The sequence below is a fragment of the Streptococcus oralis genome (assembly GCF_016028255.1).
Classification (GTDB): domain Bacteria; phylum Bacillota; class Bacilli; order Lactobacillales; family Streptococcaceae; genus Streptococcus; species Streptococcus oralis_AC.
In genome coordinates, this window is record NZ_CP065707.1 from 1,546,630 (window position 1) to 1,561,783 (window position 15,154).

Here is a 15,154-nt window from a genome sequence, read left to right on the forward strand (position 1 = left end):
TCAGTTTCTGCATTACAGAATTCTAATATTGCCTGTTCATTTATTTTCTTATGCTCATTTCAATCCAGCATACTATCTCACTTTTTGACCTTTTCTCTGATAGAATGTTCAGAAATCCATTTAGAGTAGCTTATCATTTTTTCATCAGTTAAAGCTTCTACCGCTATAGTCACGCACATATCAACCGCTTCTTCCGCGGAAACAGTAAAGTGATAACCATTTAATTGTAAAAACTTCACCAAAACAAAGAAGGCCGTTCGTTTATTGGCATTGGCAAAAACATGCTTCTTTATCAATTGGACAAATAATATTGTTGCTTTATCAAAAATTGTTGGATAAAGAGGTTTGCCAAAAACAAATTGTTCTGGTAAGTTCACAATCATATTTAACGCTGAAGGACTAACTGTTTGAATTTGCTCCTTTGGAGAATACCGTTGAATTGCTAAAGCATTGATTTTTTCAATTTGCTTTTCTGTTAGATAGACTGTCATTTTTCCACCAAAGCTTTGAAAACATCGTCGTATTCATCAAAAATTGTATCCAATTTTAAGTTAAAGGCATCATCAGAAACATAAGAGATCTGATGATCCAATTCTTCAGGAGTAAAGATAATTTCACCACTTGGTAACAATTTTGCTTCGTATTTAACACCACTTGGAATATTGAACTCGCTTGGAATCGTAATGGTGATTGAATTTCCTTGTTTTCTTGTTTTTACAACCATCTGATTTCCTCCTTTGAAGTATTATAACAAATAATTACGGTAATTACAACGATAGTGTAAAACTGCTATTTCATCTCAGATCTTAACCGAAATATTCCTGCATAAGTGATTTTTTCAAGGTTTCCAATTCTTCTAGTGATTTTTGAATTGCCAATTGTGATTTGTCGACCTGAGCCACAAAGTCTGCGAACTCGTTTTGGAGGGAAAGAGGGGGGAGGGGGATGTATAATTCTTCAATCTGATTTTTTGTTATCGCTTGACGGGTGGCGCCTGAACTTTCTCCTATTTTCAGTAACAAACTCTTAAACTCTGAAGTTATTAGAAGTTGATTTAAAAATATTGGTGATAATAAGTGCTTTTTACAACGAATTATAGAAACGTGCTGATTAACTCTCGCAGGCAAAATATTTTGAGGAACAATACAGCAACGAGATACAGATGCACCTGTAATATTTAGCAAAACATCGTCGGATTCAACAATTACATTATTTAATTTTTCAGCCTGAACATTAGTTAGATAAGCTAAATCTTTGAAAATAAACTTACCATCATATACATTCATACTTCTAATAAGTGCTATCCCTTCGTTGACATAACTTTCTCTTCCTCCTCTAGGTGTAGCCCCTGAACCAATTTTTAATGTTAATTTTGATAATCTATGTTTTTCCCAACCCATTTCATTCAGAACAGGATCCCCAAACATCTCGTTAAATCGGGATTTGACGAGTTTTGATAATTCAGATAGTTGTTGTTTACGAGATTCAATTAATTTATTAACACCATCTAATCTCAAAACAATTTGCTGTTGCATAAAAGGCTCGTTGTATACAATAGACAAGTTATTCAACTTTGCCTTGTTTAACGTTCTACCCATCACAGCCCTGTCTGTTAAACTATCAAAATTCATTCCTTGTAGTGCATAGTAAAGATATTCATTAAAAAGCATCTTATTATTTTTAACCACAAAATTAGCTATTGCTTCGTTTGTGTACATATTTTCAGCAAGAATTCCAACCTTGCCAATAGATAACTTAAAACTCATCACAACTGTCCCTTTTGAAACAATTTGCATTTTTTCTTTTTGGACAGCTTCTTGAGTTATTTTCTCCTTAGTAGTACATAATATTTTCCCTTTCATATCTGAAATGGATAACCAAGGATAGTCACCTCCCCAATATAAAGTTTGAGAACGATTTGGTGTCTTGCCAATTCTTATCTCACAAACTTCCCCCAACTTCACTTTTTTCATACATGCATCTCCCTACTTGAGCAATTCCTCTAACTCCACTAAGCCAGCTTGAATTTCTTTTTCTAGATCATTAATTTTCTTTAAGATGACTTCTGTTGGTTCATATTCAACTTTTTCATACTCGATTTCTTTGTATTTATTGATCGATAAATCATAATCATTATCCTTTATCTCATCGACTGGAACAAAGAAAGACTGGTCCGTTCTCTTACGTTCTGCTTCGTTTTCAAGTTGATGGAAACGTTGAATAATATCTGGAATATCATTATCACTGATCGGTTGTCGTTTATCATCCAAACTTAAACCATCTGCTTTCATATCGTAAAACCAGACCTTATCCGTTCCACCATTTCCAGTTTTTGTAAAGATGAGAATGGCAGTTGAAACTCCAGCATAAGGTTTGAAAACGCCACTTGGCATTGATATTACAGCATCCAATTTATGATTCTCTACAATTTCCTGACGAATTCCTTTATGGGCTTTAGAAGAACCAAAGAGGACACCGTCAGGTACAATAACTGCTGCACGCCCCCCTGGTTTCAATGTACGCAAGAAAAGAGCAAGGAAAAGCAATTCTGTTTTTTTGGTTTTTACAGTCGCAAGAAGATCATTTGAAGTTGAATCGTAGTCAAGTGACCCTTTAAATGGAGGATTTGCTAAAACTAGAGTGTACTTATCTGCTTCTTCATTATCTTGAGATAGTGAGTCAAGATAACTAATTTGTGGATTTTCCACTCCATGCAGCATCATATTCATTGCACCAAGTCTAAGCATGGTTGTATCCGTATCATTTCCATGAAACATATTGTTATGAAAATGGTTGATATTATCTGGATTGGTTTCCCATTCATCTTTTTTACGCTTTAGGTAGCGGCTAGCAGATACTAAGAAACCAGCAGACCCCATAGCAGGATCTGAGATAATATCCTTGATAGTTGGTTGCATCAACTCAACCATCATATCGATGATGTGACGAGGTGTACGGAATTGTCCATTTTTACCTGCGGTTGACAATTTTGATAGCAGATATTCATAGATGTCGCCAATATCATTAACTCCCTGTGTGTCATTATAAAAATCTATATCTGACCCTCTAGTTGGAAATTCATCTAATATAGAAATCACCTTTTGGAGCGTAGCAGGTTTATTAATTTGAAAGATAGCTTCTCGCATATAACGTGAAAAAGCTGTATCGTCAGTATCACCCTTAAGATTCTTCATAAATGGAAAAATCTCCTGAGTCATTAATTGATAAACTTCCTGAGCATCTCCTATATTTTTAAATGTCGACCAACGGTATTCAGGTTTGTCTTTTGGAAAAATTCCCTCATAAGAAATCCCTAGAAACTCAGCATCGCTTTCGCGTCCAAGTTCGACACTATCCAAATCCTTCATAAACAGAAGATAAGTCAATTGTTCAATATTTGTTAGAGGATTTGCATTTCCTTCAGTCCACAGCATTTCCCACAGTTGATCGATTTTACTTTTTAATTCGCCTGTAATCATATAGTCTCTTTTCTTTGGTTTTTAAAGTTATGAATATCACTATTTTAACAGATTTTCAATCAAGCTTCAATTATGTTTCTCGCTATAAAAATTTCTTTCAAAAATAAAAAAGCAAACACAAAATATAGTTCACTTTTTTACTCTTCATCCTTCCAGTTCCGAGCAATCTCTTCGTCTTTCTGGAGTTGGTCTACCAGTTCCTCTACGGAGTCAAATTTGACCATATCACGGACACGGTCCAGCCAGTAAACAATGATGGTCTCACCGTAAATGTCATCTGAAAAGTCAAAAATATTGACTTCAAAACGTGGTTCTTCGCCATCAAAGGTGACATTTTTCCCCACACTTGCCATGCCACGATATCTCTGACGTTGTACTTCTACATCGACTACATAGACACCATCTGCTGGCATGTAAGTTCGATCTCTTAGAACCAGATTGGCTGTTGGATAACCGATAGTACGCCCACGAGCATTTCCATGAACGACCATCCCACGAGATGGGAGCGGAGTGCCGAGCAGATGATTGACTTCCTTTACATCTCCATCAAGAATAGCCTGACGAATCCGTGTGGAACTAATCTTGCCCTTTTCGTCCTCGACCGGAGGAACAATGATGATCTCTCCATCAAAATAGTCCTTCAGGTCATCTGCAGTTTTCTTATCAGAGCCAAAGGTATAGTCAAATCCTGCCACAATGATAGCTGGTTTTAAAGCCTTGATATAGGTATCAAAGAATTCTTGACCCGTTAAACTAGCAAATTTGCTACTAAAGTCAAGTAAGAAGAGAGCCTCTACTCCATGCCACTTCATCTTGTGCTCACGTTCCTCGTGATTGACGATATGGAGCATGAGCTCAGGTTGGTAAGGTTGCAAGGCAAGTTTTGGCGACTCTGTAAAGGTCATCACGACAACTGGCAGATAATCCTTCATTGAAGCCTTGCTGGCCACTTCAAAAAGTTTCTGATGCCCCTTGTGGATGCCATCAAAATAACCTAGTACAAGGACTGTTTTACCCGGTACTGCAATATCTTTTTCGTTCTTAATAGGTACTGTTGTAATCATGAAACTATTATATCATAGAGCAAGTCTTTTCGCTAAGAGGAAATCCCAAATGTCGTTTTTTGCGCCTGAACTGACCTTAAGAGAAAATTTAACATTTTAGTTTTAAAAAATAGCACCTCCTATGAGATGCTATCATTTGGTAACTAGTCTATTGTTTCTTCTAAATCTTTTAACTTAACCGAAACAATCTTGGAGACACCTGATTCTTGCATGGTAACTCCATAGATAGAGTCCGCTGCCGCCATCGTCCCCTTACGGTGGGTTACGACGATGAACTGACTATCCTTGTCAAAGCGGTTGAGGTAATCCCCAAAACGTTTGACATTGGCTTCGTCCAGCGCCGCCTCTACCTCGTCCAAGATGACGAAAGGAATGGTCTTAACTCGGATAATTGAGAAGAGCAAAGCCAAAGCTGATAGGGCTTTCTCACCACCACTCATGAGGTTGAGAGATTGGATTTTCTTACCTGGTGGTTGGACAGAAATCTCCACACCAGCGGTTAAAAGATCTCCCTCAGTCAATATCAAGTCTGCCTGACCGCCGCCAAACATCTGTCTAAAGGTCACTTTAAAGGACTCACGAATAGCTTCAAAGGTTGATTTGAAGCGTTCCTTAACCTCATCATTCATTTCTGTGATGGTCTCAAGGAGCAGGTTTTTCGCAGACAAAATATCGTCTCGTTGGCTATTGAGGAAAGCCAGACGGTTGTGAACTTCTTCGTACTGGTCAATAGCGTCCAAGTTGACAGGACCCAGCGAGCGAATAGCCTTCTCTAAATCCTTAACCTCTTGCTCTGCCAGATTGAGATTTTCCAACTCATGCGCTTTTTCTAGAGCCTCTGTGTAGCTGATCTGGTACTGGTCTGTTAATTGAGCTTGTAGATGGCGCAAGCGTTCGCTGACTTTTTCCTTCTTAGCTTCAGCACGTGTTTGTTTGCGAATCCACTCCTCATTCTGCTGACGAGCCTGATCCAAATGACTGGCAATATCATCCAGTTGACCCTCTATATCATCCAACTCAAACTGCTTGCGAATCAGACCTTGTTGGAGATTTGTTTTCTGAGTTTTGGCCTCTTCCTCTTGCTGACTTAGCAAATCCGTATCAACTTTCTCGAGATTATCAACCTTTTCTTGGAGGAGACGCTGAATCTCCTCTTGTTCGATATCCAGACTATCCAGTTCCTTTCCTAAGCGTTCAATATCAGTCACTTCGTACCGCTTTTGTCCTTGCAGTTCGGACTTAAGCAAGCGCGCTTGAGAAATCTGTTCCTGCAAGTTTTGATAACGTTCTTGAATGGCGTTTTTGTTAGACTTAATCTCTTCAATCTCAGCTTCCAGATTTTGCTTTTCACTGGCAATGGTAGCAAGACGCTCTTGGCATTTTTCCTTGTCCGCTTGCCAATCTCCGAGAGAAAGACGATTTAATTCCTCTTCTTGAAGTTTCCAAAGAGTTTCTAACTCTTCCACTTGCTGGTTGGTTTGTTGATAAGCAAGGTACAAGCCTTGCTCCTGAATACGAGCTTGCTCACCCTGAGATTTGATGGATTCTAATCTTTCTGTCAATACCGCCATCTCATCTTGCAAGGTCTTCAAGCTTGCCTCTTCAGAACGCAGACTAGTTTCTTCTTCAGTAATTTCTTTTTGTAATTGCTCTAGTTCTGGCTTGATGAAAATACTGTTATTTTGACGATTGGCACCACCCGCGTAGGAACCACCTGTGCGCAATTCGGTACCATCAAGTGTCACCATGCGAACCTGATAGCGAACTTGACGAGCAGCTGCACGCGCATGTTCCACGGTATCAAAGATAGCCGTTGTGGCTAGCAAGTTCTTGAAAATGGCTTCTAGTCTCTTATCAAACGACACCAACTCATCTGCCATTCCCAGAAATCCTGGACTTGCAGCGATAACGTCTTGATTCTGACTAGAAATCGTACGCGCCTTGATAGTCGTCAAAGGAAGAAAGGTCGCACGACCAGCTCTGTTACGTTTTAGGAAATCAATCGCCTTTGTTGCCGCGTTTTCATCTTCTACGATAATATGCTGGCTACTGGCTCCAAGTGCAATCTCCAAGGCAGTTTGATAATGCACATCAAAGGTCAGATGCTCACTGACTGCACCAATGATCCCACCTAGACGCTCTTTTTCTTGAAGAACACTCTTAACACCTGCGTAAAAGTTACTATGATTTCTAAGGATATTCTCTAAACTTTGGGCTCTAGCCTGCTTGTTTTTGAGACTATCCAGACGGTCAAAGAGTTGACTCTGCTGGGCTTGGTAAGAAACTTTCTGCTCCTCTTGTTCCTTGGCACTAACTTGATAGTCTGTCAATAATCTCTGAACCTGCTCCTTGGCAGTTTCAAGCCCATCTTTTTGCTGACTAGCCTTCTCTTTAGCTGTAGCCAGTTGTTCTTTCAGTTTCTCAAGTTGATCTGCTTGTTTTTGAGATAGTTGACGGCTGTTCTCCAGTTCATTCTCGATGCGGGTCAGTTGGTTTGAGACATCCGCTTCTTCTTGTAAAAGTGCCACAAAACGTTCACGTAAGAGCTCAATCATCTGGTCAGGATCATCTGAAAATGCCAACAATTCTGCTTCTAAACGATTGAGTTCCTTGTTGTTTTCAGCTAAACTTTCCTCTAACTGTTCCAGATTCCCTTCTTTTTCAGCCTTTTCCTTACTTAGAGCCTTTCTCTTATCTTCCAGAGTCGCCAAACGTGCTTGTGCTTCTTGTTGATTAAGGGCTACCTGCTCAGATTCCAGTTTGGATAGGGCTAGTTTTCGCTCTAAGTCACTAATCAAACTGGTCAAATCCATTAAGCTTCCTTGGTCTTTGGTCATTTGAGCTTGGAGATCTTGCCGTTTCTTTTTAAGAGTCTGATTTTCCTCTTCTAACTCTTCACGCTTTTGGTAATAACTAGTCAAGAGTTCCTGAACTTGCGTTAGCTCTTCTTCTGTCAACTCTAGTTCAGCCTTGTTTTCCTTGATTTGGGCAACCAGTACATCCAAGTAAATTGCCTTGCGTTGACCATCCAAGTCTAAAAACTTCCGAGCATTTTCAGCTTGTTTGGCAAGAGGCTTGATTTGATTGTCCAACTCATAGATAATGTCCTCTAAACGGTCTAGGTTGTCCTGAGTTTGTTGCAGTTTGCTCTCTGTTTCTTTTCTGCGTGTTTTGTATTTTAAAACTCCAGCAGCTTCTTCAAAAATAGCACGGCGTTCTTCAGGCTTAGAGTTAAAAATTTCCTCAACCTTCCCTTGAGAGATGATGGAGAAGGAATCCCGTCCCAAACCGGTATCCAAGAAAAGGTCATGTACATCACGAAGACGGACTTTTTTGCCATCAATCCGATACTCGCTATCACCACTACGATAGATATGGCGTTCTACCTTGATTTCTTGCCCCGCATCCTTGATAAAACCATCTTCATTATCCAAGGTCACGACAACAGAGGCATAATTGAGCGGTTTACGACTTTCAGTCCCAGCAAAAATGACATCGGGCATCTTGCCACCACGAAGGCTCTTGACACTGGACTCTCCCAAGGCCCATCGCAGACTTTCTGTGATATTTGACTTCCCAGATCCATTTGGCCCAACGACAGCTGTCACACCTTGGTCAAAGACAACCCTGGTCTTGTCAGCAAAAGACTTGAATCCCTGGATTTCAATTTCCTTTAAATACATGAATCAAGCCCTTTCTCAACGGCATTTTTTGCGGCCTCTTGCTCTGCCAATTTTTTAGAACGGCCTTGGCCTTTTCCTATACTCTTGCCCTCAACTAGAACTTCTACATCAAAAACCTTATCATGGGCAGGTCCCATCTCAGAAGTCACCTGGTAGCGAATGTCCACATCCCCATTGACCTGGAGCAACTCTTGCAGGTGTGTCTTGTAATCCTTAATCATTTCAAAGTCACCTACTTCAACCTTGGGAATCATGACCTGATAGATAAACTCTTTTACCCTAGCTACATCCTTGTCTAAAAGCAAAGCTCCCAGAAAGGCTTCAAAAGCATCACCGAGAATGGTGTCACGATTGCGCCCACCAGACTTTTCTTCTCCTTTACCCAGCTTGATAAACTGATCAAACTGGCAATCACGCGCAAAACCAGCCAAACTTTCCTCACGGACAATCATGGCACGGAGCTTGGACAAATCTCCCTCTGGTTTCTTAGGATATTTTTTATACAGATATTCTGAAATCAATAATTGCAGAACAGCGTCTCCTAAAAATTCCAAGCGCTCATTGTGTGAAATTTTTAAGAGGCGGTGCTCATTGGCATAACTCGTATGAGTAAAGGCCGTTTCCAGTAAGTTTTTGTCTGCAAATTCGATTGCAAAACGCTTCTTCAGTACAGTTTGTAATTCTTTCATACTGACCTCTTTCTAATAATTACGATCCTTTCTATTATAACAAAAAAAGCCCTCTGAGTCACTTTAAAACGGGACTAGGAAAGATTTGGGTAGTTTTTGAAAAAAGATTTCCAATTTTGGAGGAAATATAAAGAAAAAAGCCTTATTTAAAGGCTTTTTTAGGCTGTTTACATCCACCCTGAGGGAATCGAACCCCCATCTTAAGAACCGGAATCTTACGTGATATCCATTACACTAAGGGTGGAAACTTGTTTTATTATAACAGAAATTTGCTCTAATAACAAGTTTTTTATGGATGGACTAAGCGTCCATTAGTGGGAAGCATCCCCATTCCAGATAGAGTTTTTCACGATAACATAATCAACGTGTTTGAGGTCAGCAACCTTGCGTCCACCTGCGTAGGAAATAGCACTTTGCAAGTCCTGCTCCATCTCAGTAAGGGTGTCTTGCAAGTGCCCTTTAGCAGGCAGTAAGATGCGCTTACCTTCCACATTTTTATATGCTCCTTTTTGGTATTGAGAAGCTGAACCATAGTATTCTTTGAACTGTTCCCCATCAACTTCGATTGTCTTCCCTGGACTTTCGATGTGTCCTGCAAAGAGGGAACCAATCATGACCATACTAGCACCGAAACGGATAGACTTGGCAATGTCACCGTGTGTACGAATCCCACCATCGGCAATAATCGGTTTACGCGCAGCCTTAGCACACCAGCGTAGGGCAGCCAATTGCCAACCGCCTGTACCAAAACCGGTCTTGACCTTGGTGATACAAACCTTACCAGGACCGATTCCAACCTTAGTAGCATCCGCACCAGCATTTTCCAATTCACGCACAGCTTCTGGCGTTCCCACATTCCCAGCAATGACAAAAGTATCTGGTAATTCTTTCTTGATGTGCTGAATCATAGAAATCACGCTATCCGCATGACCATGGGCAATATCAATCGTGATATACTCAGGAGCATCAGCCTTGAGTTGGCTAACAAAATCATACTCATAGTCCTTAACACCAACAGAAATGGAAGCAATGAGCCCTTGATCGTGCATACGTTTGATAAAAGGAATGCGCCCCGCCTCATCAAAACGATGCATAATATAGAAGTACCCACCCTTAGCAAGCTGCTCTGCTACGTTCTCATCCAAAATCGTCTGCATATTTGCTGGCACAACAGGTAGTTTAAAAGTGTGTTTTCCAAACGTAATACTTGTATCCGCTTCTGAACGGCTTTTAATGACACATTTATTTGGGATCAACTGAATATCTTCGTAATCAAAAATTGGAAATTCATTTAACATATCAATGTCTCGTTTCTTTTGTAATGACCTACCTATGCCTTCGCATCACTACGTCTTTTCCGACGTTTCCTTGACTTATTATAAACCAAAGTACAGTTTTTGTCAAATATTTTTAATAATCAAATTATATCGTTCGGTTTTTACTTGAGGAATAGAGAAGGAAAGTGGAGAGAGTAGTTTCACTCCACTTCATTATCAATATTCCTTTTAAAAATTTTTTCAGAATTTTCCATTATTTTACAAAACACACTATAGGATGAGGTATTCTGAGGGATTTGGATAGAGCACTTTTTAAGCAAGACTCCGTATCCCACTACTTTTCCTATCTCACTATTTACTGACTGCTCTATACTAGGAAAAATCAGTCCAGCTTTCTTAGCTTTTATAATATAAGAATAGGAAATCAACTGGAACAAGTCCTCACGATTAATCCCTTTTTCAGTAAACTCCAGTTTTTTATATTTTGCATCTAGAACAATCTTTCGTTCTCTGTCATAAAAATCTGGATATACTTTTCGTTCCCCACCAGAAAATATTAGGATGCCGCCTTTCTTTTCTTTATTTCGAGGATGGATGAAACCTTTTGGCAACAAGGTGTAAACATACTCTTCCCAAAGCCAGGCAACATCAAAGAGAATACCATGTACCTTTTGGGCTTGAGGTCCAAGACCATGCTTTTCTCTACTCAGAATCATCAAGCAGAGTTCCTGTAATTTTCTATACTCTCTAAAATAGGCGTGTCGGATGGGTTTGATTTTATTCATTCTGATAATCTTGGCACGATCAGCTAGTTTATAAGATGAGGTTACACGAGTAATTTCTGTCATATTTTCACGATTACTATCGAGCAGAACTCCGAAACCTTTCTGATTCTTAATGTACTCAATCGTATGCCGAATCAACTGCATGAGTGGATTATCATAGGTAAACTCCCTAGTGGTATAGGCAATGCTTCCCATAAAAGGAACATTTTTCTTAAGATGCATTCCTACATCTAGCACTCCCTTTACATGACTATCGTTATGGAAAAATCTCTGGTATTCCTTATAAAGACCTTTTCGAAGAGCAGCTTGCAGATATTTGGGAAAGAGGTAAATCAAAAGCTGATAGAGTTTATCCTCTTGAGATAGACCGATGTCTAAACTAGTCAAATTCATATTGAGAATCTTTTGTAAAAGATAATGCAAAAAATGGTCGTTACTTTCATCAGAAAAACGAGAGGAAATCGTTAATCTTTCCTGACCATATCCAAGAAAACCAATCACGTTCCCTGTCTTGATTTCCTGATTAACTGTTTCAAAAATCTTTTGGTCCCTGTCTAAATCAGGAGAATTTATCAAATCATTCGGGAAAATAAAAATACTGTCCTCCCTAGAAAGGTTATCTAGTGTTCTATCAAGAAGTGCTTGACTTAGGTTGGGATATTCTGCGACAAAGTCTTCTTTAGCAATTCTATACTGATTATCAGTTATCCGCATTATCATCACCAGTATCTTGCTGATCTGTTTGGTCATTATTTGTCAGATCAAATGCTTTTTTCAATGTATCCAGAGTTTCAGCCTCTTCGTAAGAACCTCGTAAGTAATCTTCCAAAAGCGGTTTAAGGTAATCAGACCAGAGTAATTCATAGTCAAAATCTACATCCTTCAACTTAAGGAAATAACTTGGTCCGATATGATAATGGCTGTTTAATCCCTGAACGTTTTCGATAGCAACATTCAAATTTCTTAGACGAAGTTTTGCTTCTTCTGCATGGATATCTAGTTCTTTATCCAACATAGCAACTTGGCTTTCAGCAGTAACTTCAACAAAGCGGAAACGACGACGCATAGCAAAATCAAAGGTATCTACTGAACGGTCAATATCATTCATTGTTCCGATGATGTAGACATTCTCAGGGATATAAAACTTGTCATCCGTCTCATGTAAGTTAGCATACTGGGTGGAAACACTCCCCTTTTCACCACGATAACCAGGATCAATAGAGAAAAAGATTTCCCCAAAAATCTTAGAAATCTCCCCACGGTTGATTTCATCGATGATGAAAACGAATTTCTTGTCTGTGTCAATTTCTGTTGGAGAAATATAATCTTTCAGACCAAATCTTTTCTTTAAAGTTTCTAGGACAGTTTTTCCACCACTTTTGTAGTATTCTTGCTTATTATAATTTTTATCTTTATACAACTCGTAAACATATTTGCGAGGTAGTGACCATCCTGGAACACCACTATCATAATTTACTGACAAATTTTGTCTACTATTAACAGATAAGTAAGATGTTTTTGTTATATATTCTTTTTCTTCAGCAACATTTATATATTCTAAGTAAGAATCCCAAGCCTCATCAAAATTATCTTGTCCTCCAATCAATTGGGCTTCTTTTGCTTTCTGACAAAAATCTTTAAAAATACCATCCTGTAGCTTAAACTCAATAGCTCCATCCCCATTTGATACTGGTCTCAACCCCTCTACAAAATCCGTATAATCATAGGAAGGGTGAAACTGTACAAAGCCGATTTGGTCTTCGTTGCCATCCGTTAATTCTTTAGCTATTTCTTTAGCAAGATAAGTTTTTCCTGTACCAGGTGCACCACGGAGAATGAGGTTTTTGGATTGTAGTAGAGTTTGACTCAATGGATGATAAACCTTATATTCTGCAGACATTTTTTCTTCTTTCTTTTCTTTATCGTCTAGAAATTGTGTTGAATACTCAAATAAAATACTACCCAACATTGAAGATTCTAGTTCTGGATAGGTTTTAGAAAATAGTTTACAAATCTCATGATTCTGACGATAGGGCCCTCCTTGATTACTTTGAGGAATCAACCTATTCCAAAATTCATTCTGACTATTCATATTTACTCCTAAAAAAGAATGGTTCTCAGAATAAATACAAAGTAGTTTTGTTACTACTGCAGAACGCCCAATAAACTCATTCTTTGACTTTTTTATGTCAAAAATAGGATTATTGAAATCTAACATTCTTCCAGCTTGGATGATCTCATACAAATCCGATTTTAATTTGTTAAATCGGTCTTCTAGTTCTGATTCTGGAATGATTTTATTTGCTTGATTTTTGTAGCTTTTGGTATTCTCATTCCAATAAATACCAAATTTTGAAGAACCTCCGCCTCCAATTCCCATAAATAATGATTGGTACTTTCCTGCCTCAATAGCATAGCAAAAAGAATTACTTTTGGCACCTTTCCCAATTATATATTCATCAATAGACATGGTTAAAATTCTATCAAGTGGCCATTCTTTAAGAAATTCTTCACGTAATTTTTCATTGTGAATACTATATTTAAATGCATCTTCTCTTAATCTTATTTTATTTTCTTGATACCAAGCATAAAAATCATCTAAACTAACTTTCCTTTTCAGCATCAATCGTACTCCTTTTATAATAATGTTCGAATAAAAACTATGTATTTCATATATAGAATATCATATCCTATAGAAAAAGGAAAGAATTTCTAAAGAAAAAGCCCAGTGTAGAGACTTTCTTCCCTCTCAACACTAGACTCTTTTTTATCTTAATAATACTCTCCCTGACGGTAGTCCCATGAGTTAAAGGTATCTGACAAGTGCATCATGATTTTATCAATGTCAAGTCCTTTACGGATCACAATTGGAGCTGGTGAGATTGATCGTGCTCCACCTTGTTCTGGGATGAGTTTGCCGTCCTTATCGACCATAGACACCATCACACCTTGCTCGTAGCGAGTTTCAATCGTTTTGTCAGGTTGGATGGATGCAACGTAGTCGTCTGCTTCGATGACAAGGTCCACTGCTCCTTCGATACGTTCCCCGATACCTTCCACCTTACCACGGTTTCCTTTTCCAGATGGGTTAGCTGATGAAGCATAGACCATCTTGCCTTCTTCCCAAAGTTTAGCAGCCAATTGTTCACCAGCTTTCCCAAATTTGATAACAAAACAGCTTGTACCACGAACGTCTGTCATGAGTTCTTCACGGCCATCCCCGTATGCTTTCAATTTCTCAAAAGCTTCTGGTTTCCAAGGAAGGATACAACCAAGGAGAATGTCTTCGTCCCAATGTTTTTGGTAGAAGGCTTCGATTTCTGGATTAAGTTGTGCTAAAGCGCGAAGCTCATCCATGCTACCACAGAGGACAACTCCTGGCTTGTTACGGTTACGTTCTTTAGCTTCAAATTTGCGTTCAAGTCCTGCCTTGTCGCTGGTCATGATGATATAGCCGACTTTGGTAGGGCAAACGATACAACCGCCCTCACCTTTTAAAATGTCATAGCCTTCTTGTGAAAGTGTTCCGTTCCATTGAATGTGTTTTGTCATAGTTCTATATTTCCTTTTCTATTTTTCTTCTAGTCCTGCCAGTAGGCTGGTCGTTGTTTTTCATAGGCAGCAATCAAGTCTTCATACTGCAAAGTAATACCGATATCATCCAAACCATTTAAGAGCTTGTGTTTCCACTCGCTATCAATTTCGAAAGTGAAGACTCCAACTGGTGAGATAATTTTCTGTTGTTCCAAGTCCACAGTTACCTGGTCAGTCGGTTGTAGCTGGGCTAGTTTCTCTCTAACCTCTCTGGACTGGACAATAGGCAACATACCATTATTGAGTTCATTATTGTAATGAATATCACCGAAAGACCCGGCAATCACGACTTTAAAACCATAGTCAGCTAATGCCCAAGCTGCGTGTTCCCTAGACGAACCTGCTCCAAAGTTATCTCCTGAGATGAGGATAGTGGCTTTGCGATATTCAGGTAGGTTAAAGACAAAGTCTGGATCTTCAGTATAGTTGTCGTCCAGATAACGCCAAGCATACATGAGGTACTTACCAAAGCCTTTCTTATCAATTAACTTGAGAAACTGCTTGGGAAGGATTTGGTCAGTATCAATATTATCATTCATGAGAGGAACGGTCGTTCCCGTATAGACTGTAAATTTCTCCATAT

The 15,154-nt window shown here is 39.0% G+C and carries 12 protein-coding genes and 1 tRNA gene; all 13 read right to left on the bottom strand.

From position 1 onward, the window contains the following. Positions 1-77: 77 nt before the first annotated feature. Positions 78-491, bottom strand: coding sequence for a type II toxin-antitoxin system death-on-curing family toxin (locus I6G42_RS07560; protein WP_038805349.1), 414 nt, complete (start codon positions 489-491; stop codon positions 78-80). Then, entirely contained in the window at positions 488-724 is a 237-nt protein-coding gene (locus I6G42_RS07565; protein ID WP_038805350.1) for an AbrB family transcriptional regulator, read from the bottom strand. Before I6G42_RS07565 ends, I6G42_RS07560 begins: the two co-directional genes overlap by 4 nt. Before the next feature lie 82 nt (positions 725-806). Continuing rightward, the gene (locus tag I6G42_RS07570) at positions 807-1,973 is read right to left on the bottom strand and encodes a restriction endonuclease subunit S (protein ID WP_038805351.1); all 1,167 of its coding nucleotides are present in this window, start codon (positions 1,971-1,973) and stop codon (positions 807-809) included. 12 nt (positions 1,974-1,985) lie between these two features. Further along, positions 1,986-3,479: a type I restriction-modification system subunit M gene (locus tag I6G42_RS07575; RefSeq protein ID WP_038805352.1), complete on the bottom strand. Its 1,494-nt coding sequence runs from the start codon at positions 3,477-3,479 to the stop codon at positions 1,986-1,988. A 137-nt stretch (positions 3,480-3,616) separates the two neighbouring features. Beyond that, entirely contained in the window at positions 3,617-4,543 is a 927-nt protein-coding gene (locus I6G42_RS07580; protein ID WP_038805353.1) for a bifunctional riboflavin kinase/FAD synthetase, read from the bottom strand. Positions 4,544-4,686: 143 nt separating this feature from the next. Beyond that, on the bottom strand, positions 4,687-8,226 hold the full coding sequence (smc, locus tag I6G42_RS07585; RefSeq protein WP_038805354.1) for a chromosome segregation protein SMC: 3,540 nt from the start codon (positions 8,224-8,226) through the stop codon (positions 4,687-4,689). After that, positions 8,217-8,915, bottom strand: coding sequence for a ribonuclease III (gene rnc, locus I6G42_RS07590; protein ID WP_038805356.1), 699 nt, complete (start codon positions 8,913-8,915; stop codon positions 8,217-8,219). The genes smc and rnc overlap by 10 nt, the downstream gene beginning before the upstream one ends. Before the next feature lie 172 nt (positions 8,916-9,087). Beyond that, a tRNA-Arg gene (locus I6G42_RS07595) sits at positions 9,088-9,159 on the bottom strand. 67 nt (positions 9,160-9,226) lie between these two features. Beyond that, positions 9,227-10,213, bottom strand: coding sequence for a GMP reductase (locus tag I6G42_RS07600; protein ID WP_000931191.1), 987 nt, complete (start codon positions 10,211-10,213; stop codon positions 9,227-9,229). Positions 10,214-10,392: 179 nt separating this feature from the next. Then, a complete protein-coding gene (locus I6G42_RS07605; RefSeq protein ID WP_038805357.1) occupies positions 10,393-11,691 on the bottom strand; it encodes an McrC family protein in 1,299 nt (432 codons plus the stop codon). Continuing rightward, entirely contained in the window at positions 11,678-13,600 is a 1,923-nt protein-coding gene (locus I6G42_RS07610; protein WP_038805358.1) for an McrB family protein, read from the bottom strand. Before I6G42_RS07610 ends, I6G42_RS07605 begins: the two co-directional genes overlap by 14 nt. A gap of 149 nt (positions 13,601-13,749) precedes the next feature. Next, the gene (locus tag I6G42_RS07615; protein ID WP_038805359.1) at positions 13,750-14,529 is read right to left on the bottom strand and encodes an L-threonylcarbamoyladenylate synthase; all 780 of its coding nucleotides are present in this window, start codon (positions 14,527-14,529) and stop codon (positions 13,750-13,752) included. Between the two features lie 29 nt (positions 14,530-14,558). Next, a complete protein-coding gene (gene leuD, locus I6G42_RS07620) occupies positions 14,559-15,152 on the bottom strand; it encodes a 3-isopropylmalate dehydratase small subunit (RefSeq protein WP_038805360.1) in 594 nt (197 codons plus the stop codon). Positions 15,153-15,154 lie beyond the last annotated feature (2 nt).

Coding starts and splice junctions, on each gene's coding strand:
- I6G42_RS07610 (WP_038805358.1), bottom strand. CDS start 13,600: ATGCTGAAAAGGAAAGTTAGTTTAGATGATTTTTATGCTTGGTATCAA.
- I6G42_RS07565 (WP_038805350.1), bottom strand. CDS start 724: ATGGTTGTAAAAACAAGAAAACAAGGAAATTCAATCACCATTACGATT.
- I6G42_RS07615 (WP_038805359.1), bottom strand. CDS start 14,529: ATGACAAAACACATTCAATGGAACGGAACACTTTCACAAGAAGGCTAT.
- I6G42_RS07575 (WP_038805352.1), bottom strand. CDS start 3,479: ATGATTACAGGCGAATTAAAAAGTAAAATCGATCAACTGTGGGAAATG.
- leuD (WP_038805360.1), bottom strand. CDS start 15,152: ATGGAGAAATTTACAGTCTATACGGGAACGACCGTTCCTCTCATGAAT.
- smc (WP_038805354.1), bottom strand. CDS start 8,226: ATGTATTTAAAGGAAATTGAAATCCAGGGATTCAAGTCTTTTGCTGAC.
- I6G42_RS07605 (WP_038805357.1), bottom strand. CDS start 11,691: ATGCGGATAACTGATAATCAGTATAGAATTGCTAAAGAAGACTTTGTC.
- I6G42_RS07570 (WP_038805351.1), bottom strand. CDS start 1,973: ATGAAAAAAGTGAAGTTGGGGGAAGTTTGTGAGATAAGAATTGGCAAG.
- I6G42_RS07580 (WP_038805353.1), bottom strand. CDS start 4,543: ATGATTACAACAGTACCTATTAAGAACGAAAAAGATATTGCAGTACCG.
- I6G42_RS07600 (WP_000931191.1), bottom strand. CDS start 10,213: ATGTTAAATGAATTTCCAATTTTTGATTACGAAGATATTCAGTTGATC.
- rnc (WP_038805356.1), bottom strand. CDS start 8,915: ATGAAAGAATTACAAACTGTACTGAAGAAGCGTTTTGCAATCGAATTT.
- I6G42_RS07560 (WP_038805349.1), bottom strand. CDS start 491: ATGACAGTCTATCTAACAGAAAAGCAAATTGAAAAAATCAATGCTTTA.